A 20,390-nucleotide genomic window follows, 5' to 3' on the forward strand; every position below is an offset into this window, starting at 1 on the left:
CGGTAACGAAACCGACAACTACGCACAGGGCTACTTCGTCTATGACTCCAAGAAGTCCGGCTCCATGACCACCTCTCACCTCCGCTTTGGTAAGAGCATCATCGACGCCCCGTACCTCATTGGCGAAAACGAAGCCGACTTCGTGGCATGCCACCACACTCCGCACCTGGAATCCGTGAACATGCTGAAGTACGCGAAGGATGGCGCAACCTTCCTCGTGAATACTCCGCACTCCGCCGACACCGTGTGGGATACCTTCCCGCGTCCGGTGCAGGAAGAAATCATCAAGAAGCACCTCAAGGTGTACGTGATCGACGCTTACGCCGTTGCCGCTAAGACCGGCATGGGCCGCCGCATCAACACCGTGATGCAGACCTGCTTCTTCTCTAAGCTCGGTAACGTGCTCGATGCCGAAACCGCCATCAAGTACATCAAGAAGTACGCCGAAAAGACTTACGCCAAGAAGGGTCAGGAAGTGGTCCAGAAGAACTGGGACGCAATTGATGCTTCTCTTGCTAACCTGTTCGAAGTCAAGGTTCCTGCTACTGTCACCAGCAAGAAGGAATTCCGCGCTCCGATCCACGGCGACGCTCCGAAGTTCGTGAACGAAGTCACCGCAGAAATCATCAAGGGCAACGGCGAGCTCCTCCCCGTCTCCAAGATGCCTTGCGACGGCGTGTTCCCGACCGGTACCACCAAGTACGAAAAGCGCGACCTCGCCCTCAACATCCCGTCCTGGAATCCGGACGCTTGCGTGCAGTGCGGCAAGTGCGCCATGGTCTGCCCGCATGCAGCCATCCGCGTGAAGGTTGTGGACGAATCCGCCGTGAAGAACGCTCCGGAAGGCTTCAAGTACACGGCCGCCAAGGGCTTCAAGCTCGAAGGTTCCGACAAGCCGGTGTTCGCCATTTCCGTGTCCAGCTACGACTGTACGGGTTGCGGCGTCTGTACGCAGGCCTGTATCGGTAAGGACAAGACCGACGAGACCAAGAAGGCCATCAACATGGTGCCGCAGGAACCCATCAAGGTTCAGGAAGGCAAGTGCTGGGACTTCTTCGTCGACCTCCCGGAATTCGACCGCACCAAGGTCAACAAGAGCCTCGTCAAGCAGGCCATGCTCCTGGAACCTCTGTTCGAATTCTCCGGAAGCTGCGCAGGCTGCGGCGAAACCGCTTACGTGCGTCTCGTTTCTCAGCTGTTCGGTGATCGCATGGTTGTCGCGAACGCTACGGGTTGCTCCTCCATTTACGGCGGTAACCTCCCGACCACTCCGTGGGCAAAGAACAAGGAAGGCCGCGGTCCGGCATGGGCCAACAGCCTCTTCGAAGACAACGCTGAATTCGGTCTCGGTATGCGCCTCGCTATCACGAAGCATGCCAAGCAGGCTCTTAGCCTCCTCGAAGCCGTGAACGTTCCTGCCGAACTCAAGGAAAAGCTCACGACCCAGAAGCAGGACGATGAAGCCGGCATCAAGGCCCAGCGTGAAAACGTCGCCGCCCTGAAGGCAGCTCTCGCCGGTGCAACCGACGAAGCTTCTGTAAGCCTCCGCGACGAATTCGCCGACTATCTCGTGAAGAAGTCCGTGTGGATCTTCGGTGGTGACGGTTGGGCATACGACATCGGTTACGGTGGTCTCGACCATGTGATGGCAACCGGTGAAAACGTGAACATCTGCGTCCTCGATACCGAAGTGTACTCCAACACCGGTGGACAGGCTTCCAAGGCCACGAACCGTGGCGCCGTCGCCCTCTTCGCTGCCGCTGGTAAGCGCGCCGGCAAGAAGGACCTCGGCCTTATCGCCATGAGCTACAAGAACGTTTACGTGGGCCGTATCGCCCTCGGTGCAAACGACGCTCAGGCCCTGAAGGTTCTTCAGGAAGCAGAAGCTCACAATGGTCCGTCTCTGATCATCTGCTACTGCCCCTGCATCAACCACGGTTTCGATCTCAACAGCCAGCTTCAGCACCAGAAGATGGCCGTGGATTCCGGTTACTGGACTCTGCTCCGCTACAACCCGGCTCTCGCCGCCGAAGGAAAGGCCCCGCTTATCCTCGACTCCAAGAAGCCGACGATCCCGGTTGCGGAATACATCTACACCGAAAACCGCTACAAGCAGCTCACCCGTAGCAATCCGGAAGTGGCCAAGAAGCTCGCCGACGACCTCCAGAAGGAAGTTGATGCACGCTACGCATTCTACGACGCCATGAGCAAGGATACTGAAGGGTTGATTAGCCTGTAAGCCGCAACTTGTCATCCCCGGCGCCTGTCCTCGCTTGACGGGGATGACCGGGGATCTACCTTTACAAACAAAACACCCCGTCACTCAAAAAGTGGCGGGGTGTTTTTGGTTCACATTAAACTAAAATTCAAACAACTTGTCAGGAAAGTCTCTCGAATGTCGTAATTTTAAGATTTCTATGACAATCGTCGTTTCAACACCTTGTGCAGAAACATGGACGATCATTGTTTTCAGGTTGTTTTCAACATCATAGGAAAATTCGGTAAGTACAAAAAAAGACGGGTGATTGGACATCACTCGTCTTTTCTTAGGAGATCCCCGCCTTCTCCCCAAAGAGGATAACTCTACTATGGCAACGAATTGCATCGCAATTCTAGTTGCCAAGTATCGTATAGCGGGGATGACACCATACGCGGGGTACTACCCCGCCACCATTCCTACGACACCAGCATCATGGAGAACACCATGACGAACAGTGCGACGGTTTCACCGACGCCAAGTACCATCAGGTAGTTCACCAGGCCCTTGCCGGTTTCGCCGAGGGCGTTGCAGGCGTCCGCAGCGGACTTGCCTACGTACCAGGCAGAGGCCATCATGCCGATGCCACCGAAGATGCCGACACCCAGGTATGCAGCCCAGTTGGCCGGAGCCGCCTGAGACTTGTTCAGGATGTACATCATCAGCAACATGCCGTAGATTGTCTGCGCAATCGGCGCACCCACGAAGATGAGCAGCGTAAACAGCGCGTTCTTACCCTTGAGATACGCCTTCTTCCAGGCCCCGATGGCCGCCATGCCGGCAGTCCCGCAGCCCAGCGCAGAACCCACCGCGGCAAGGCCCAGGGCCGCCACCGCGCCGAGTTTCGCGAGCGTTAAAAGTTGAGCTTGATCCATACGTGTTACCTCGCTGGATTAAAGCACCATCATGGAGAACACGAGAACGAACAGGGCCACGGTTTCCACAATACCGAGCACCATCAGGTAGTTCACCATGCCCTTGCCGGTTTCACCGAGGGCGTCGCAAGCCACGGCCGCGGACTTGCCCTGGTACCAGGCAGAAGCCATCATGCCAAGCCCGCCGAAGATACCGGCGCCGAGGCAGCCGCCCCAGTTGGTAAAGCCGGATTCAGCAGCCTTGCTCAGGATGAAGTTCATGAGCAGCATGCCGTAAATCGTCTGGGAAATCGGGGCGCCCACGAACACCAGGAGCGTGAAGAGGGCCGACTTGCCCTGGGCATAAGCCTTCTTCCACATGGTGATGGCGGACATACCAGCCGTTCCGCAACCAAGGGCGGAGCCCATTGCCGAAATGCCGAGAGCGGCAGCAGCACCCATTTTAGCGAGAGTAACCATTGTATTCGGTTCCATTGTTTTTTCCTCATTAAGTAGCGGGAATCATCCCTTGGTTTAATTTTTCTGCTTGGCGAAGGGCGCGAACGCGAATCCGCTCCATTCCAGGCCAAGTCCATTTGAAAATTCGAGAGTATTAAGACGTACGGCGTGGACGGCAACGCCCATGACCGCAAGCGCGATGTTCAGGCCATGCACAAACAGCAGCAAGAAGGCAGCACCGGCGATACCGACAGCGGAGCCGAACAGCGGCGAGAGCATGTCGTTGAACGCCTCGGCGATGGCCGCACCGGACATGCCCACGGCAAACAGACGGATGTAGCTGATCACGTCGGTAAAGCTGTTCACCACGTCGAGCACGAGCATCGGGATGCTGATGAAGTCCTGCTTGAGCCTCTTGGGCGGCACGGTAAAGAGCACCAGGAGTACCGCTTCCACGATGAACATCGGGATGACGAACTTCGGCATGTCGATACCGAGCACCATCTGGCAGGCAAGGAAGAACATCACCCAGCAGCCGATAAGCCAGCCCACCTGCGCCATGAACGTGGAGTCCTTGCGCTTGATGCGCACGCAGACGTTCCACACGTGAGCGATACTCAGGTGGACCACGGCGATGCAGAAGCAGAACAGCTGGATATGCTGCATCTGGGAGGCACCCGCCGCATTCGGCACGAAGCTATCGGGCAAGACCGTAATCGACTGGGCGAAGGCCTTGTAGGCTTCGAACTTCGCAGGGTCAGTCGGGGCGCTAGTGCGAATCCAGAGCATCGCGTTCTTCAGCGGTTCAGGCAACCAGCCGTAGTTGGTGATGTCCAGGTAATACGTCCACCCCGCAAGCGAGGGGCTGAGCCCGAGGAAGCTTGCGTTGATGACACCCCACACGATGGTGGCGATGCTCATGAGGTAGATAAAGTGGAAACCAGCAGGGTTCGCCTTCGGCATCTTTTTGCGGGCAAAAAGCGCCAAACCGAGGAAGAGCAACCCGTAAGCGGTATCCCCCACAATCATCGCAAAGAAGATGCTGAAGAAGCAAAGGAACACGGCCGACACGTCCACTTCCTTGTACCCCGGCGAAATGCCGATGATATCGTACAGGAACTGCATGGGGCGGCTGAGCTTGCTGTAGGTAAGCAAAGTCGGGATATCGTCGCCGTCGGCTGGGTCGTCCACCAGGAGGCCCCAGCCGTGCTCGCGGGCGGCCTTCTCGAGTTCGCCCACGCGCGGTGCAGGGCAGAAGCCCTGCACGGCGGCGACGTTCTTGTCGCCCACCATCGAGGCTTCGGCTTCGACCATGCGGTAGTCGTCACCCACTTCGAGAAGCTTGTCCTCGATAGATTCGCGGGCACCCGAAAGTTCACCCAGGCGACGCTCGACGCGGACAAGCGTTTCCTTGGCTTTCGCTTCCATTTCGCGGTATTCGGCAAGGGATTTGGGCGGCATCGAGATTTCGGTGAAGTTGCCCTTCACGGCGACAGGGGCTTCTCCCCTGCTCACGACAGCCACGTACTTGCCGTTTTCATCCTGGCCGAATTCTTCGACGACACCTTCGCCATCGACTTCGAACGGGATTTTACCGGCATGGAGCTGGTAGAGTTTGACAAAGATACCCTTCGCCTGCAGGGCTGCTGCCGTTGCGGGGTCCAGGTTCTTGAACATGGAAAGTTTGGTGAGTTCCTCTTCGGCCTGTTCCTTGTCGATTTCCGCCTGCTTGCTTTCAGCAACCAGTTGCTGGATTTCATCGATAAGGCTTGCGGCAGGAGCGGCATCCTTCACGGGAGTCACACCCTTCGGGGCTTTTTCGGGCACCACTTCCAAGGCCTTCTGCACGCGGTTTACTTCGCCGCGGGCATGGTTCAACTTGGCGCCTGCAGCCGCCTTGAGGGGCGTGAGGTGCAAAATTTCAAGCGTACGGAGCGCCTGGAGCGTTTCCTCAACTGCACTTGCAACCGTCAGCACCGTCACTTTCTTCATAGGAGTAATCATGCGGCGGCCTCCTTCGCGAGTGCATCCTGGGCAGCGGTACGGGCGGTGGCCTTACCCTTGGCAAGCTTGCTGCGGGCAACGCCGGACGTCTGCTGGTCGCCCAGGAAGATGTTGATGACGCGGATATTTTCCTTCGCTTCGGGAATCTTCACCTTTTCGAACAGGTTCACGCGCTGGCTCGTGGTACGCAGTTCCTTCGAGAGGAGCTCGTATTGACGCTCGAGCACGCGGCGTTCGAGACGCAGCGATATCAGGCCCTGCAGGCTTCTGATACCGTCGTCCAGCCACACGGGCGTGGTGAAGAAATCCGGAATCGAAATATTAAAATCTACCCCGTCGTATGTCGGAATCTTCACGCCGGCGATGTTACCTTCGCCCTGGCGCACTTCCTTCACCGACAGGTACTTTGACCATTCGATGGGTTCGGCAAACAGCGAAATCCAGGAAGCCATGCTCTTGCGGAGCTTGTCCTCCTCTTCTCGCTTTGCCATCACCCTCTCCTGGAGCGTGCGCATTTCCATCTGCAGCTGCTGCTTTTTCAACAGCAACGTGGGCAGATAGCGCTGGAAGCGCTTCAATGCGTCGCGTTCCGCCTTGAGGGCGTTTTTAGTTAACTTGACCTTCGCCATATTACCCCTTCTTGGGCCAATATTCGTTGATCATCTTGGTCGGAATACCCGTTTCTTCGGGTGCGAAACAGTCAGCAAGGATTTCCCAGCCAAGGTCCAAAGCCTTTTCCAGCGGAATGTTCACGGAGAGGTCCATCATTTCCTTTTCGAAACGCTGGCCATACTTCAACAGTTTCTGGTCCCAGTTACTCATGTTGAAGCCCATGGACTGCTTTTCCAAAGTTTCCTTGTAGCTTGCATACAGCTGGATCATGGTGTTCATGATGGTACGGTGGTCGCTACGGGTCTTGCCGTTCACCTGCTGTTTCAAACGAGACAGAGAACCGAACGGTTCGATACGGCCCTTACGCAGGTAGAACTGACCTTCGGTAATGTAACCGGTGTTATCCGGAACCGGGTGGGTCACGTCGTCACCAGGCATGGTCGTAACGGCAAGGATAGTGATGGAGCCCGAACCTTCGAAGTCCACAGCCTTTTCGTAACGGCTAGCAAGCTGGGAGTAAAGGTCGCCAGGATAACCGCGGTTCGACGGAATCTGTTCCATCGTAATGGCGATTTCCTTCATGGCGTCGGCAAAGTTCGTCATGTCGGTGAGGAGCACGAGCACGTTCTTGCCTTCGGTAGCGAACTTTTCAGCCACGGCAAGGGATGCATCCGGCACGAGCAAGCATTCCACGATCGGGTCAGAGGCGGTGTGCATGAACATCACCGTACGGCTAAGGGCACCGTTCTTTTCGAGGAAGTCCTTCAGGTACAGGTAGTCATCGTGCTTCAGGCCCATGCCGCCAAGGACAATCACGTCCACTTCGGCCTGCAAGGCAATACGGGCAAGGAGTTCGTTGTAAGGTTCACCGGCAATGGAGAAAATCGGGAGCTTCTGCGAAACCACGAGCGTGTTGAACACGTCAATCATCGGGATACCCGTACGCACCATCGTCTTCGGGATGATACGCTTGGCAGGGTTCACGGAAGGGCCGCCGATAGTAATGCGTTCGCCGTCCACTTCGGGGCCGTTGTCGCGGGGCTTGCCGGCACCGTTAAACACGCGGCCAAGCAAGGCTTCGCTGTACGGAACCTTCATCGGTTCGCCAAGGAAGCGCACTTCGGAGTCGGTGGAAATACCGCGGGCACCTGCGAACACCTGCAAGTCCACCATGTCGCCGTCAATGCGGATCACGCGGGCAAGGGATGTTCCGAACGAGCTTGTCACCTGGGCAAGTTCCTGGTTTGCTACACCTTCGGCACGGAGCGTAATCACGGAACCGGCGATGCGTTCAATACGATGGTATGCCACATTATGCATTAGCGGAAACCTCCTTCACGGAAGCGAAAATACTTTGTTCAAGGTCCTTAAATTCCTGGGAATCGAACTTGACACGGTTCCAGTCCTTCGTCGATTGAGTAAGCTTGAGGAAGAACGTACGGGCGACGTCCTTTTCGGCAAACTTCATCGGGGTCTTGAGGATGGTGTAAACCTTGTCGAACACGTACTTCTGGCGTTCGGCGGAGCAGGCGGCGTCGATTTCGTTATAGGCGTCCTGCTGCAGGTAAACGGCATCGAGGTATTCGGACTTCAGGTAAATCACGAAGTCGTCGATAGAGGTACCTTCTTCGCCCACCACCTTCATCATGTTGTTCACGTCCACGCCGTTTGCGAGGATGTGACGGGCTTCGGCAACCTTCTTGCTGTCGATGATGCCTTCGTACTTGGACCAGGAATCCAGCGGGTGGATTGCCGGGAAGCGGCGCTGGTCGGAACGTTCACGGCTAAGGCCGAGGAATGCGCCCACCACCTTCAGGGTAGCCTGGGTCACCGGTTCTTCGAAGTTACCACCTGCAGGCGACACGGAACCGCAAATCGTCACGGAACCGGTAGAGCCGTCCTTCAGGCGAACCACGCCACCGCGTTCATAGAAGGCGGCAATCACGGATTCGAGGTAAGCCGGGAAGGCTTCTTCGCCCGGAATTTCTTCCAAGCGGCCGCTCATTTCACGCAGAGCCTGTGCCCAACGGGAAGTCGAGTCAGCGAGCAAAAGCACGTTCAGGCCCATCTGGCGGTAGTATTCGGCGAGAGTCACGCCCGTGTACACGGAAGCTTCACGGGCAGCCACCGGCATCGAAGACGTGTTACAAATAATCAGCGTACGTTCCATGAGGGACTTGCCGGTACGCGGGTCAATCAGTTCAGGGAATTCGCGGAGGGTTTCCACCACTTCACCTGCACGTTCACCGCAAGCGGCCAAGATCACGATATCCACGTCGGCGTAGCGGCTCATGAGCTGCTGGAGCACGGTCTTGCCGGCACCGAAGGGGCCCGGCGTACAGAACGTACCGCCCTGCATCACGGGGAAGAATGTATCGATAATGCGCTGCTGCATGGTCAAAGGCTTGCTCGGGCGCAGGCGTTCTTCATAGGCCTTGATCGGCATCTTCACCGGCCAGGTCTGCACCATGGTCACGTCCTGAGTTTCGCCCTTGTCGTTCTTCAGCTTCGCAACAACAGTTTCAACAGTGAATTCGCCAGCGGCAGAGACCGATTCCACAGTCCACTTGCCCAGCAGGCGGAACGGCACCATGATGCGGTGCGTGAACACGCCTTCGGGCACGGTGCCGAGGGTATCGCCAGCGACCACCACATCGCCCACCTTCGCGACCGGGGTAAACGCCCACTTCTTGTCGCGGGGGAGCGCCTTCAAATACTTACCGCGCTGCAGGAAGAAGCCGCATTCTTCGGCAAGCTTCGGGAGCGGGTTCTGCAGACCGTCAAAGACCTGGGTCAAGAGGCCGGGGCCAAGTTCTACGGACAAAAGTTCGCCGGTGAATTCCACCTCGTCACCCGTCTTTAAACCCGTGGTGTCTTCGAACACCTGGAGTTCGGCGTAGTCACCGCGGATACGGATGACTTCGCTCTTGAGGGGGATGACTTCGGACTTGCCGTCCTTGTTTTTCTGAGTAAGCTTGGCATACGCCACTTCGTTCTGGGACACGGCGCTTTCGAACTTGACGCGAATCAGGTTACCGTTGACGCCGATGATTTTTCCGATACTAGCCATTGAAAATGGACCTCCGGTCATTCCTGTGCCGCCGCAGGGGCGTATGCAGGATCGTTTGCATTAATAACATTCAACACGGCAGCGTCGCCCGCTTGTTCGGAGAGGCGCGCCCAACGTTCACAAATCTTCAGTTTGATCGCATAAGCGTAAACATGCTTGACGGTACCCTCGCCCACACCTGCAAGCGAGTCCACAAGCCAGAAACGGGCCTTGTCGATATCCTGCTCTTTTTCCATAGGATTCGACTTGGCAAACGCATCTTGAATCATCTTGGCAAAGGCGACATCGTAACCCGGGAAGGACTTTTCCGTAAAACGGATATCGGGCCCCCATGCGCTTGCACGGAGCCTGCCCGAAACGTTCTTCATCTGGATTTCGTGGGCCTTGTAGGCGCGCACGAACTCGTCGTCGCACTCTTCGCATTCACCGTCATCCAAAAGCGCGTCCAGAGCCGCAAGTTCCGGCTCGGACAGCACACCGATGCAGCGGTGGCGAAAATCTTCCATACTGAGCGGGGCTGGATCGCCGAACTCAATCATCGGAAGAGATGCCATCAAGTAAGAAGGACTGCTCATCAAGTACCCGCGTTACTTCGCCTGTGCGGCAGCGTTTACCACTCTGGCAAGTTGCGGACGGAGCAGGGCCGAAAGAGCGTCGGCCATTGCAGCTTCTGTAAATTCGTGGGTGACCTTGCCGCCATCGAGCTTGATGCGGAAACCGAACTTGACACCCTTGTCGCTTTCGACCTTCACGCCGGCGGAAAGCTGCTTCTTGAACTCGCCCATCACAAAGGAGCTGAGCTTACGGGCATCGGCGTCGGAGAAATCCACTTCGATGTCGGAGGTATAGGACTTGGCTACCGTGAGGAGCATGCTCTTGACGGTGGATTCGTCCAGGGACTTCTCCACCTCGAGGTTCAACAGGTCCATAATCATCTTTTCGAGATTCTTGCCTACCGAAAGCAAAAGGTCGCGGGCGGACTGTTCAAGGGTGCGTTCGCTACGTTCCGTGAACGCTTCGGCGTCCTTGTCGGCCTTTTCCAGACGGGCGGACGCTTCGGCCTCGGCAGCCTTCACGATATCGGCCGCCTTTTCCTTGGCCTTGGCAATGATAGCCGCCGCCTCGTTTTCTGCTTTATCGACAGCATCTTTCTGGATGCGTTCCATAAGGTATTGCAAGTCTTCTGCCATATATATCTCCAATTACGCTCCGGATTGGGAATGCACGACAAAAAACGGCCCTGCTAGCCCTAATCCAGAAAATTTCGATAGTAATATATATGCTATTTTCGCAAAAAAATACCAAATTCTGCAAATTTTTTGAAAAAAAAGACGAAATGGTGCTTTTTGGCGATAAAAAGCGCTTTTTGATGTAAAATTCAGTTTACAAACATTCTTGCACCCATTCCGCCCTCCTTTTCAATCATCTTTTCTTGACATTGGAAGAAATCGGACGACCACGTTTCATTTTTCTATCTTTCCCCTCCGAAATTATACGGCGGCAGGCCCGCCAAAAAGGACTAAAAATGAAACTCTCCAAGTATTTCTATGTGACGCTCCGCGAAACGCCGAGCGATGCCACCATGCCCAGCCACATCTTTTTGATGCGCGGCGGCTACATCAAGCCCGTCTCTACCGGTATCTACTCCATGATGCCCATGGGCTTCCGCGTGATCCAGAAGATCGTGAATATCATCCGCGAAGAAATGAACAAGATTGGCGGTATCGAAGTGGACCTGCCGGTGGTGCAGACTGCCGAACTCTGGAGCGAATCGGGCCGTTACCAGGCCATCGGCGAAGAACTCCTGCGCTTCAAGGACCGCAACAACCACAACATGGTGCTCGCCATGACGCACGAAGAAGCCATGACCGACCTCGTGCGCTACGTGCTCAACAGCTACAAGCAGCTGCCGGTGATGCTCTACCAGTTCAAGACCAAGTACCGCGACGAAGCCCGTGCCCGTGGCGGCCTTATCCGCGTTCGCGAATTCCTGATGAAGGACGCCTACAGTTTCCACACCAGCCAGGAAGATCTGGACCGTCACTACCAGGAAGAATACGACGCCTACCTGCGCATCTACCGTCGCGTGGGCATTGAACCGGTGGTGGTGCAGAGCGATACGGGTATCATGGGCGGTAAGGTCGCTCACGAATTCATGCTGGATACTCCGAACGGCGAAGACTACTTGATTCTTTGTAAGAAGTGCGGCTACCAGGCCAACCGCGAAATCGCCAAATTCCAGCGCGTGCCGTTCAAGGGCGACGAAAATGCAGCTCTCGAAAAGGTCGAAACTCCGCACTGCGCAAGCATCGAAGATCTCACCAAGTTCCTGAACGTGCCTGCCGAATCAACTGCCAAGTGCGTGTTCTTCGACTTCGAAGGCAAGCTCATCACGGTCGTTGTCCCGGGCAACCTCGACGTTTCCGAAATCAAGCTCCACAACCTACTGAAGGCGAAGGAACTTTACCCTGCCGAAGACAGCCTCATCAAGGCCTGCGGCATGGTTCCGGGCTTTGCTTCCCCGATCAATTCTCACGACACCCGCATCATCGTGGACGAAGCAATCGCCGATTCCTTCGACCTCGTGACCGGCGCCAACGAAGAAGGCTTCCACTTCAAGCATTGCAACCCGAAGCGCGACTTCCCGAAGTTCGAAGTGGCCGACATTGCCGAAGCTTCCGAAGTCTGCAAGTGCCCTTGCTGCGGTGAACTCCTTACGGAAACTCGCGGTATCGAAATGGGCAACATCTTCAAGCTCGGCACCAAGTTCTCCGAATCCATGGGCGCAAAGTTCCTCACCGCCGAAAAGACGACCGCTCCGGCCATCATGGGTTGCTACGGCATCGGCGTGGGCCGCCTGATGGCATCCGTCGTGGAAAACAGCCACGATGACTTCGGACCGATCTGGCCCAAGTCCATCGCCCCGTTCCAGGTGGAAATCGTCCCGATTGGCAAGGAAGCCGAACTCGTGGAACTCGCCGAGAAGTTCGAGAAGGAACTCGAAGCCGCCGGCATCGACGTGCTCGTGGACGACCGCGACGAACGCCCGGGCGTGAAATTCAAGGACGCCGACCTGTGGGGTTCTCCGGTGCGTATCGCCATCGGCAAGAAGGGCCTTGCGAACGGCGAAGTCGAATGGAAGTTCCGCAATGAGAAGGAATTCACCATGGTCAAGGTCGAAGACGTCGTCGCCAAGGCCAAGGAATTCTTCAAGGATTAAGGGCGATCCCCGCCTGCGCGGGGATGACAACAAGAATCGCGGGGATGACTTATGAGCAAGATTAAAGTCGCAACTTTGCAAGGCAAGTGGACAGGCGATTTCGACAGCAACAACGCCTGGTACGTGGAACAGGCCCGCGCCCTCAAGGGCAAGGGCTACGACCTGGTGGTTCTGCCGGAGCTTTTCCATACGCCCTATTTTCCCTTCGAGGAAAACGCGGACTTCTTTGACCTCGCCATCGAGAAGGACCACCCGCTGGTAGAGCAGTGGCAGGGCATCGCCAAAGAACTGAACGCCGTGGTGGTGTTCCCCTTCTTCGAGAAACGCGCCCGCGGCATCTACCACAATTCCGCCTTCGTGTTCGAACGCGACGGCAGCATTGCAGGCCTCTACCGCAAGAGCCACATTCCTGACGATCCCGCCTTCTACGAAAAATACTACTTCATCCCGGGTGACACGGGTTTCGAGCCCATCAAGACATCCGCAGGCACCCTCGGCGTGCTCATCTGCTGGGACCAGTGGTTCCCGGAAGCAGCCCGCATCATGAGTCTCAAGGGCGCAGACGTGCTCATCTACCCCACGGCCATTGGCTGGATGGATTCTGAGCCCGAGGAAATCTACCCGCGCCAGCAAGACAGCTGGACAACCGTCATGCGCGGGCACGCGATTGCCAACCGCACGTTCGTGGTGGCGGCTAACCGCATCGGCACCGAAGGCCACCTGACCTTCTGGGGCACAAGCTTCGTGGCCGCTCCCGACGGATACTTCATCGAAAAATGCGCGCCCGATTTTCTCGGTGTCTCTACCGTGGAAATCGACCTCGCCGAAACCGAAGAAAATCGCCGCTGGTGGCCGCATTTCCGCGACCGCCGCATCGACCTTTACAAGGACATCCTCAAAATCTGGGGTGAATAATGACAACGAAAATTCGCTATCCCGCCGAATGGGAAAACCAAAAGGCTACATGGCTAGCCTTCCCGCACAACAAGCAGAACTGGCACGGAGAACGCGGAATCAAGATTCGCAAGTTCTACATCGACCTCATCCGTACCATTAGCGAGTTCCAGCCTGTCAACGTGCTGCTCCCGAAACTGGATTTCCTTACAGCCGAAGAAAAATTCGCTGTAGCCGACCGTCCTTTTCCGGCCACGTTCATTCCGCTCAAGACCGATGATATCTGGATTCGTGACTATGGTCCGTTCTTCGTAAAAAAGGGAAACAAGACAGCCGTCTCTGAATCCGTATTCAATGCGTGGGGCGCAAAATTCCCGCCCTGGAAAAACGACAACCAGATTCCCGCCAGAATTGCAAAAGCATTCAAATATGCCAAGGGCAAAAGCATTCCCTATATTTTCGAAGGGGGTGCCATTGAAGTAAACGGGGATGGTCTCGGAATCACGACACTGGACTGCCTTGTAGGCAAGAACCGCAACAAGCCGGAAGACCTGACAAAGATCATCAAGGCGATATGCCAGATGCTCGGCCTCAAGAGTCTGCTCATCCTTCCCCGCGGTCTCAACGGCGACCACACGGACGGACATATCGACAACGTAGCCAGATTCGTCGCCAAGGACCGCATCGTCATGTCATGGGATACAAGCCGCAAGGGACCGAACGCCCCCATCCTTGCTGAGGCTAAATACCTCCTAGAAACCTGGCTCGGCGCCTATTACGGAAAAAAATCGAAGGTGGACACGCTTGCGCTCCCGCCGCAGCGAAAGCTAAGCGACGGACAGATTCTCCCGGCAAGCTACATGAACTTTATTTTTGTGAACGGCGGACTAATTTACCCCAAATACAAATGCAAGAACGATTCCGTCGCCCAGAAATATTTCGAGAGCGTTTATCCTGACCGGTTCGTCATCGGACTCGACTGCCGCACCGTCATCGAGGAAGGCGGAAGCCTGCACTGCATGAGCAAGCACGAAAGCCTCTAAAATTTCTACATTTGGCCTATGTTCCTAGACGAAAAAACCATTGAAGTGCGCTCCGGCAAGGGCGGTGACGGCATCGTGAGCTTCCACCGCGAAAAGTTTGTTCCCCTCGGAGGCCCTGACGGCGGCGACGGCGGTCGCGGCGGTCACGTGATTCTGCAGGTGAACGAGCAGTATTCCACGCTCCTCGACATGGGCAACGCACGCGTGTACAAGGCGCTGGGCGGCCAGCCGGGTGGAGCGAAGCGCTGCACCGGGCGTAGCGCCGAAGACCTCATCGTCGATGTCCCGCGTGGTACCATCGTGAAGGATTCCGAAGGTCGCATCCTCGCAGACCTCACGCAGCCGGGCCAGAAATGGATTGCGGCGCGCGGCGGCAAGGGCGGGATGGGCAACCAGCATTTCGCGACCCCGAAGGTGCAGGCACCCCGCAAGTGCACGCCCGGCGAAAAGGGCGAAAAGCGCGAACTTTTCCTGGAACTTAAGCTCATGGCCGACGTGGGCCTGGTCGGGTTCCCGAACGCGGGCAAGTCGAGCCTCGTGAACAAGATTTCGAGCGGACGCCCGAAAGTCGGCGACTATCCGTTTACCACCCTCGAACCGGTGCTCGGCATCGTGCAGACGAACGGCCACAGTTTCGTGATCGCCGACATTCCCGGCCTGCTGGAAGGCGCCAGCGAGGGCAAGGGCCTCGGGCACCAGTTCCTCAAGCACATCGAACGCACGCACACGCTCCTGTTCGTCATCGACGGTTTTGCCGAGAACGCCTACGAGCAGTTTACCGTGCTCAAGAGCGAACTCAAGGCATTCCACCCGAAGCTCGCCGAAAAGCCCTTCGTGATTGCACTCAACAAGGACGATCTCGGAATCGAGAACGCCATCAAGGAATTCAAGAAACACCGCCAGAAGGTCATCGTGACCTCTGCCATGACGGGCGACGGCTGCAAGGAACTCGTACAGGCTCTCGACGAGGCCGTCCCGCACGTACAGAAGAAGAAGGTCGGCTGGGAATCGAAGGCCCTCGAAAGCAGCAAGGCCAGCGGCAAGAAGAGCGGCTGGGGCAAGAAGGCTTAGCGCATGGCAAAGACGGAGCAACAGAGCACGCCGGTCATCATGAACCGCAAGGCAAGCCACCTCTATTTCGTCGACGAGACGTTCGAGGTGGGCATCATGCTCATCGGCTCCGAAGTCAAGTCCATCCGCGACGGCAAGTGCACCATCGGTGAAGCCTGGGTCGACGTCGACGACAAGAAAGACGAACTCTGGCTCATTGGCGCCCGCATCGACGAATACCTTTTCGCGAACAGGTTCAACCACTTCCCCGCCCGCAAGCGCAAGCTCCTCGCCCACGCGCACGAAATCCAGAAAATGCGCAAGGCGAAGGAACTGAAGGGTTGCACCATCGTCCCGCTGAAACTATACTTTAAGAACCGACGGGCAAAACTCGAAATTGGAATATGCAGAGGCAAGGATCAACGCGACAAGCGACAGGATATAATCAACCGCGAAGCGAAGCTGGAAATGGACCGCGCCGCAAAGGCACACCGCTAGTTTTCGCCCTGTTGCTGATAATCGGCTGGGCAATGTCCTTCGCCGACGTCAGTGCCGTCGATGCTGAAGCTTTCGCCAAACAGAACGGCGCCTCTTTCCACTGGTTCCCCATCCAGAAATCGTTCATCCTCGTCACCAAGGAAGACACAGCCAAGTTTGCAGTCGGCATTCCCTTCGCTTCGGTGAACGGCGGAACCATCGATTTATCCGCAAGCCCCGTCCTCGAAGACGGGCACCTGTGGATTGCAGAAGAGGACGCGAAGCAGATTTTCAAGAAAGTTCCTGCCAGCAGCAGTTCAGCCGCAGCAAAGGATTCGAGCTCTTCGACCGGTTCGGCAAGTTCCGCGAAGGCCGAACCCGCGGCAGCGCCCGCAAAGGCAGACCAGAAGGCGGTTTCTGCAACCAAGCCGAAGAACGAGACCGCGGGCACCCGAGAAGTCAAGACCATCGTAATTGACCCCGGCCACGGCGGCAAGGATTCTGGCGCTCTCGGCAAGAATTCGCAGGAGAAGGACCTCGTTCTCGCCATCGGCAAGCTCCTGAAAAAGGCGCTCGTGAAAGAAGGGTTCAACGTAAAAATGACCCGCGACAAGGACGTGTTTATCGAACTCGGGCAGCGCGCCAACCTCGCGAACCAGTGGGATGGAGACCTGTTCATCAGCCTCCACTGCAACGCCGTCGATGCGACTCCCGAACGCAAGAAGCAAATCAGGGGTTACCACGTGTACGTGCTCCGTGCCCCCGAAAGCGAAGAAGACAAGGCGATAGCCCGCCGCGAAAACAAGGTGGCGACCCTCTACGGCGAAAAGAACGCGAAAGAGGAACTCTCCCCCATCGAATGGTTCAAGCTGGAAGCCCGTCTCGAAAAGTATAAACAGAACAGCTACATGTTCACCGAGGAAATGCTCAAGGCGATGGACGGCGGAAAAATCCGCAGGCAGGCGGGAGGCGTCGGAGGTGCCGGGTTCATGGTGCTCGTGGGTGCGCTCATGCCCGCAGTGCTATTCGAAATCGGATTCATCAGCAACCTCGACGACGAGGCCTACATGATGAGCAAGGCCGGCCAGGAAGATATCGCCGACCGAATAGCGAAGGCCGTGAGCACCTACAAGGCGGCAGTGCACAGCTACCGCGAGACTCTCGGGCGATAAGCCGCATCACTCCTCAAGCACAAAAAAACCGACTGCTCCAGGCAATCGGTTTTTCAAATTCTGGTACGAATAGAGCTTACTCAGCAGCGTCCATGTCGGCTTCGTCGATTTCGGCGTTGTGGTAAACGTCCTGGACGTCGTCGTGGTCTTCGAACTTGTCGATGAGCTTGAGGAGCTTCACGGCATCGTCGTGACCGAGCTTGACCGGGTCATTCGCGACGTAGGTGATTTCAGCGCTCATCATCTCGATTCCGGCAGCTTCGAGAGCCTTGGAAACGGCGTCGAAAGCTTCCGGAGAGGTGGAGATTTCATGCACGCCGTCTTCGGTGGACATGTCTTCGGCACCTGCTTCGAGCACGAGGTCCATCACCTGGTCTTCAGGATACTTTTCTGCGTCGACAATGATCACGCCCTTGTAGGTGAAGGCCCAGGAAACGGAGCCCGATTCACCCATGGAACCGTTGTTCTTGTTGAAGATGTTGCGGATTTCGGCAACCGTACGGACCTTGTTGTCGGTCAGGCACTGCACCATGATGGCAATGCCGGCCGGGCCGCGTCCTTCGTAGAGCGGTTCCGTCATTTCGGTACCGGAGTTTGCACCCGTACCCTTGGCGATGGCGCTTTCGATGTTCTTGGTCGGCAAGCTCTGGCTCTTGGACTTGAGAATTGCCGCACGCAGGCGCGGGTTTGCGTCAGGGTTTCCGCCGCCGAGCTTAGCAGCAATGGAGATTTCCTTGATAAGCTTGTTCCAAGCCTTCGCACGAGCGACGTCAGTCTTGGCTTTCTTGCGTTTGGTGGTGGCCCATTTGGAGTGACCGGACATAGATTACCTCGAATAATTCAGGTTTTCGATTTAGTGAAACTTTTACTTTTTCTTCATGCGGCAACGCTTCTTTTCTCTCGGAGAAAGGTTCGGGTCGTCGCATTCATCCCTGTTGGACATTTTTTTCTTTTTCTTCTTCGGCTGATCGTCGTCAGCCATATCCTTCATGCGCTGTTTCCTCTTCTCGGCAACAGACATTTCGGAATCCTCCGCTTCCATCTTTTTCTTCTTCATGGACTGAAGCTTGCGCTTGTCAATCGGATCGGCGGAAGCCTTCGTGATAGCCCTTTCGTACTTGCCCTTCCATATCTGGCCAAGAAGCGAGCCCGAAGCAAGAGCGTCGTTGAGGATTCCCTTCGACCAATCGTCATCGGCCGGAGGCAACAGCCTGAACTTCAGGTTACGGATCGTGGTCGGTTCTTCATCATAGTAGAGCATGATGTCGAAGAGGCCCACGTTATACTGTTCGCCATTGACTTCCACGGGGGAATTGTCAATATAGGCAAGAACCGCATAGACTTCGCCTTCGAAAAGGGCTTCGCGCAGAAGCTCGGGATCGCCGTTGGGAGCTCGAACCTCACCGATGGCCTGGAACGCCCAGGGGGCGACATCCACCTTCAGCGAGAACTTCAAAAAACCCTTCTCCGAATCCTTGAGCTTGAGCAACGCACCGGAGAAGGCCTGGAACTTAGGCCTTATAGAACCTTCCTGTGCATAGCCCACCATGGAAAGCGCCAGCACAAGTAATATCAGTATTTTTTTCATATATGCTTTCCTTTTCCCCAAATAAAACACTTAATTCTTGAAGAACAGCGCCTTCGCCGCCTCGAACATCGGGTCCTTTTCGTCCGGTTCACGGCATTCGGTGTAGATGCGCACCTTCGGTTCGGTACCCGACGGACGCACGAGCATCCAGGAGTCGTCTTCGAAGATGACCTTCACGCCGTCGAGCGTGAGGAGCTGCTTCACGGTCTTTTCGTTCTTGCCGACCAAGACCTTTGCACCCGGCTTCGCGATTTCGGCGATGGCGTCGACCTTGGCCTTCAAGGGAGCACCCACGAGGGACTTGTCGACTTCGAAGCCCGAACGGGTCGGGTAGAAGCGGCCATATTCTTCGTAAAGGGCGTCGAGGTATTCACCGAGGTTCTTGCCGGTAACGGCCATGATTTCAAGAGCGATGAGGAGGCCGAACTGGGCATCCTTCTCGAGCGTGTTGTTGAGGCCGGAGATACCGTCGGATTCTTCGAATGCGACGAGAGCCTTCTGCTTCGCATTTCGGCTGAGCCACGGGCGGAAGTTCTTGAAGCCCACCGGAGTTTCCATCACAGGCACGCCGAGCTTTTCGGCAATGATGTTCACGAAGTTGGAGGTCGCGACGGACTTCGCGACGCAGCCCTGTTCCTTGCGCCAGGTTGCCATGTAGTGGAACGCGATGGCACCGAACTGGTTCATGTCAATTTCGCGCGTGCCGTCGTAGAAGCGGATGCGGTCGCCATCCGGGTCAAAAATTGCACCGAGGCGGAATTCGCTCTTGCTTTCGTCGAGCACCTTGCGGACCTTCTCGAGGTTCTTGCTGGACGGTTCCGGAGCGATGCCGCCGAACAGGGAGTCATCCTCGTTGCGGAGCGTGATGAGGCATTCCGGATTGTCGAGCAGCGCAGCCGGGCGGCGGCGGGTAGAGCCGTGCACGTGGTCGCACACGAGGGTCAGACGGCCCTTCTTGATGAATTCCTTGATGCGGTCGAACTTGATGGTTCCCTGCTTCACGAGGAATTCCTTGTAAATCTTGAGAGAGTCGATGAGTTCCCAGTCAACCTTGCCCACCGGTTCAAACTTCCAGGTGGCCATCATTTCGTTGCTGAGCTTGGTGATGACGTTCGTGATTTCCGGACCGGCGGGACCGCCGTCGGCCGGGTTGAACTTGATGCCGTTGTAGTGGCTCGGGTTGTGGCTCGGGGTCATGTTGATGGAGCAGGCGGCACCGAGCATCTCGATTGCGGCGCTGAATTCCGGAGTCGGCATTTCGCCACCGTAGTAGACCTTCACGCCGGCCTTCGCGAACTGGTCGGCAACGGCCTCGCAGAATTCGTGACCGAGGAGGCGGTTGTCGTGGCCAACGACCACGCCGCGCTTCTGGAGTTCGGCAAAATCCTTCACGCCGAGAGCTTCGAAAAGTTCAGGAGTCGCTTCCTTGTAGAGGCGAACGATGGCGGCACCCACGACCTGGAGGTTGCGAAGCGTAAATTCGGAACCGATTTCACCGCGCCAGCCGGACGTACCGAAGCTCACCTTGGCGGGCTCCTGGGAGGTCAGCGCTACCTGCTTTACCTGTTCGACCAGGCCCATGTCGGTTGCCGGGTTGAATTCGGGGGACTGAATCTTTTTCCAAATCTGGGTAATGTTTTCCATAACGGTTCCTGTATTTGAATTTAACGCCTTTAATTTAGCAAAAAAT

At 56.4% G+C, this 20,390-nt stretch carries 18 protein-coding genes; 7 read left to right on the forward strand and 11 right to left on the reverse strand.

Features of this window, described 5'->3' with window-relative positions:
* The coding region (gene nifJ, locus B4A77_RS02435; protein ID WP_290737968.1) for a pyruvate:ferredoxin (flavodoxin) oxidoreductase at window positions 1-2,239 on the forward strand (2,239 nt) is incomplete at its 5' end.
* A 437-nt stretch (window positions 2,240-2,676) separates the two neighbouring features.
* Here the strand turns inward: nifJ and B4A77_RS02440 are convergent.
* The 8 genes from B4A77_RS02440 to B4A77_RS02475 are packed head-to-tail and all read right to left on the reverse strand — an operon-like array spanning window position 2,677 to window position 10,446.
* A complete protein-coding gene (locus B4A77_RS02440; protein WP_072799628.1) occupies window positions 2,677-3,132 on the reverse strand; it encodes a V-type ATP synthase subunit K in 456 nt (151 codons plus the stop codon).
* Window positions 3,133-3,150: 18 nt separating this feature from the next.
* A complete protein-coding gene (locus B4A77_RS02445; RefSeq protein WP_083535590.1) occupies window positions 3,151-3,606 on the reverse strand; it encodes a V-type ATP synthase subunit K in 456 nt (151 codons plus the stop codon).
* Between the two features lie 39 nt (window positions 3,607-3,645).
* On the reverse strand, window positions 3,646-5,574 hold the full coding sequence (locus B4A77_RS02450; protein ID WP_290737971.1) for a V-type ATP synthase subunit I: 1,929 nt from the start codon (window positions 5,572-5,574) through the stop codon (window positions 3,646-3,648).
* Entirely contained in the window at window positions 5,571-6,203 is a 633-nt protein-coding gene (locus B4A77_RS02455) for a V-type ATP synthase subunit D (RefSeq protein ID WP_073116472.1), read from the reverse strand. The genes B4A77_RS02450 and B4A77_RS02455 overlap by 4 nt, the downstream gene beginning before the upstream one ends.
* 1 nt (window position 6,204) lies before the next feature.
* Window positions 6,205-7,506, reverse strand: a complete 1,302-nt coding sequence (locus B4A77_RS02460) for a V-type ATP synthase subunit B (protein ID WP_073322251.1) — start codon at window positions 7,504-7,506, stop codon at window positions 6,205-6,207.
* Window positions 7,499-9,256, reverse strand: coding sequence for a V-type ATP synthase subunit A (locus tag B4A77_RS02465; protein WP_290737978.1), 1,758 nt, complete (start codon window positions 9,254-9,256; stop codon window positions 7,499-7,501). Before B4A77_RS02465 ends, B4A77_RS02460 begins: the two co-directional genes overlap by 8 nt.
* Before the next feature lie 17 nt (window positions 9,257-9,273).
* Window positions 9,274-9,831, reverse strand: a complete 558-nt coding sequence (locus B4A77_RS02470; protein ID WP_072812537.1) for a DUF2764 family protein — start codon at window positions 9,829-9,831, stop codon at window positions 9,274-9,276.
* Between the two features lie 12 nt (window positions 9,832-9,843).
* On the reverse strand, window positions 9,844-10,446 hold the full coding sequence (locus B4A77_RS02475) for an ATPase (protein WP_088627877.1): 603 nt from the start codon (window positions 10,444-10,446) through the stop codon (window positions 9,844-9,846).
* 335 nt (window positions 10,447-10,781) lie between these two features.
* Between B4A77_RS02475 and B4A77_RS02480 the strand changes: the two genes are divergently transcribed.
* Genes B4A77_RS02480 through B4A77_RS02505 form a run of 6 tightly spaced genes read left to right on the forward strand, consistent with a single transcriptional unit; the run spans window position 10,782 to window position 17,112 of the window.
* Window positions 10,782-12,476, forward strand: coding sequence for a proline--tRNA ligase (locus B4A77_RS02480; RefSeq protein ID WP_290737981.1), 1,695 nt, complete (start codon window positions 10,782-10,784; stop codon window positions 12,474-12,476).
* 51 nt (window positions 12,477-12,527) lie between these two features.
* The gene (locus B4A77_RS02485; protein ID WP_173381960.1) at window positions 12,528-13,391 is read left to right on the forward strand and encodes a carbon-nitrogen hydrolase; all 864 of its coding nucleotides are present in this window, start codon (window positions 12,528-12,530) and stop codon (window positions 13,389-13,391) included.
* Window positions 13,391-14,413 carry an agmatine deiminase family protein gene (locus B4A77_RS02490; protein WP_173381959.1) on the forward strand — a complete coding sequence of 341 codons (1,023 nt, stop codon included), beginning with the start codon at window positions 13,391-13,393 and terminating at the stop codon, window positions 14,411-14,413. The genes B4A77_RS02485 and B4A77_RS02490 overlap by 1 nt, the downstream gene beginning before the upstream one ends.
* Before the next feature lie 18 nt (window positions 14,414-14,431).
* Complete coding sequence (obgE, locus tag B4A77_RS02495) at window positions 14,432-15,484, forward strand: GTPase ObgE (protein ID WP_290737984.1); 1,053 nt, start codon at window positions 14,432-14,434, stop codon at window positions 15,482-15,484.
* A gap of 3 nt (window positions 15,485-15,487) precedes the next feature.
* The gene (gene smpB / locus B4A77_RS02500) at window positions 15,488-15,961 is read left to right on the forward strand and encodes an SsrA-binding protein SmpB (RefSeq protein ID WP_290737987.1); all 474 of its coding nucleotides are present in this window, start codon (window positions 15,488-15,490) and stop codon (window positions 15,959-15,961) included.
* A gap of 32 nt (window positions 15,962-15,993) precedes the next feature.
* Window positions 15,994-17,112: an N-acetylmuramoyl-L-alanine amidase family protein gene (locus B4A77_RS02505; RefSeq protein WP_290737990.1), complete on the forward strand. Its 1,119-nt coding sequence runs from the start codon at window positions 15,994-15,996 to the stop codon at window positions 17,110-17,112.
* Window positions 17,113-17,188: 76 nt separating this feature from the next.
* Here B4A77_RS02505 and B4A77_RS02510 read toward each other — a convergent pair whose 3' ends face one another.
* From B4A77_RS02510 to B4A77_RS02520, 3 genes are read right to left on the reverse strand one after another with little or no spacing between them, the layout of a single operon-like run.
* Window positions 17,189-17,935, reverse strand: coding sequence for a YebC/PmpR family DNA-binding transcriptional regulator (locus tag B4A77_RS02510; RefSeq protein ID WP_173366345.1), 747 nt, complete (start codon window positions 17,933-17,935; stop codon window positions 17,189-17,191).
* A gap of 42 nt (window positions 17,936-17,977) precedes the next feature.
* Window positions 17,978-18,700 carry a hypothetical protein gene (locus B4A77_RS02515; RefSeq protein ID WP_173366346.1) on the reverse strand — a complete coding sequence of 241 codons (723 nt, stop codon included), beginning with the start codon at window positions 18,698-18,700 and terminating at the stop codon, window positions 17,978-17,980.
* 30 nt (window positions 18,701-18,730) lie between these two features.
* Window positions 18,731-20,344, reverse strand: coding sequence for a phosphomannomutase (locus B4A77_RS02520; protein WP_290735701.1), 1,614 nt, complete (start codon window positions 20,342-20,344; stop codon window positions 18,731-18,733).
* Window positions 20,345-20,390: the final 46 nt, after the last annotated feature.

Source organism: Fibrobacter sp. UBA3718, assembly GCF_002371935.1.
GTDB lineage: Bacteria > Fibrobacterota > Fibrobacteria > Fibrobacterales > Fibrobacteraceae > Fibrobacter.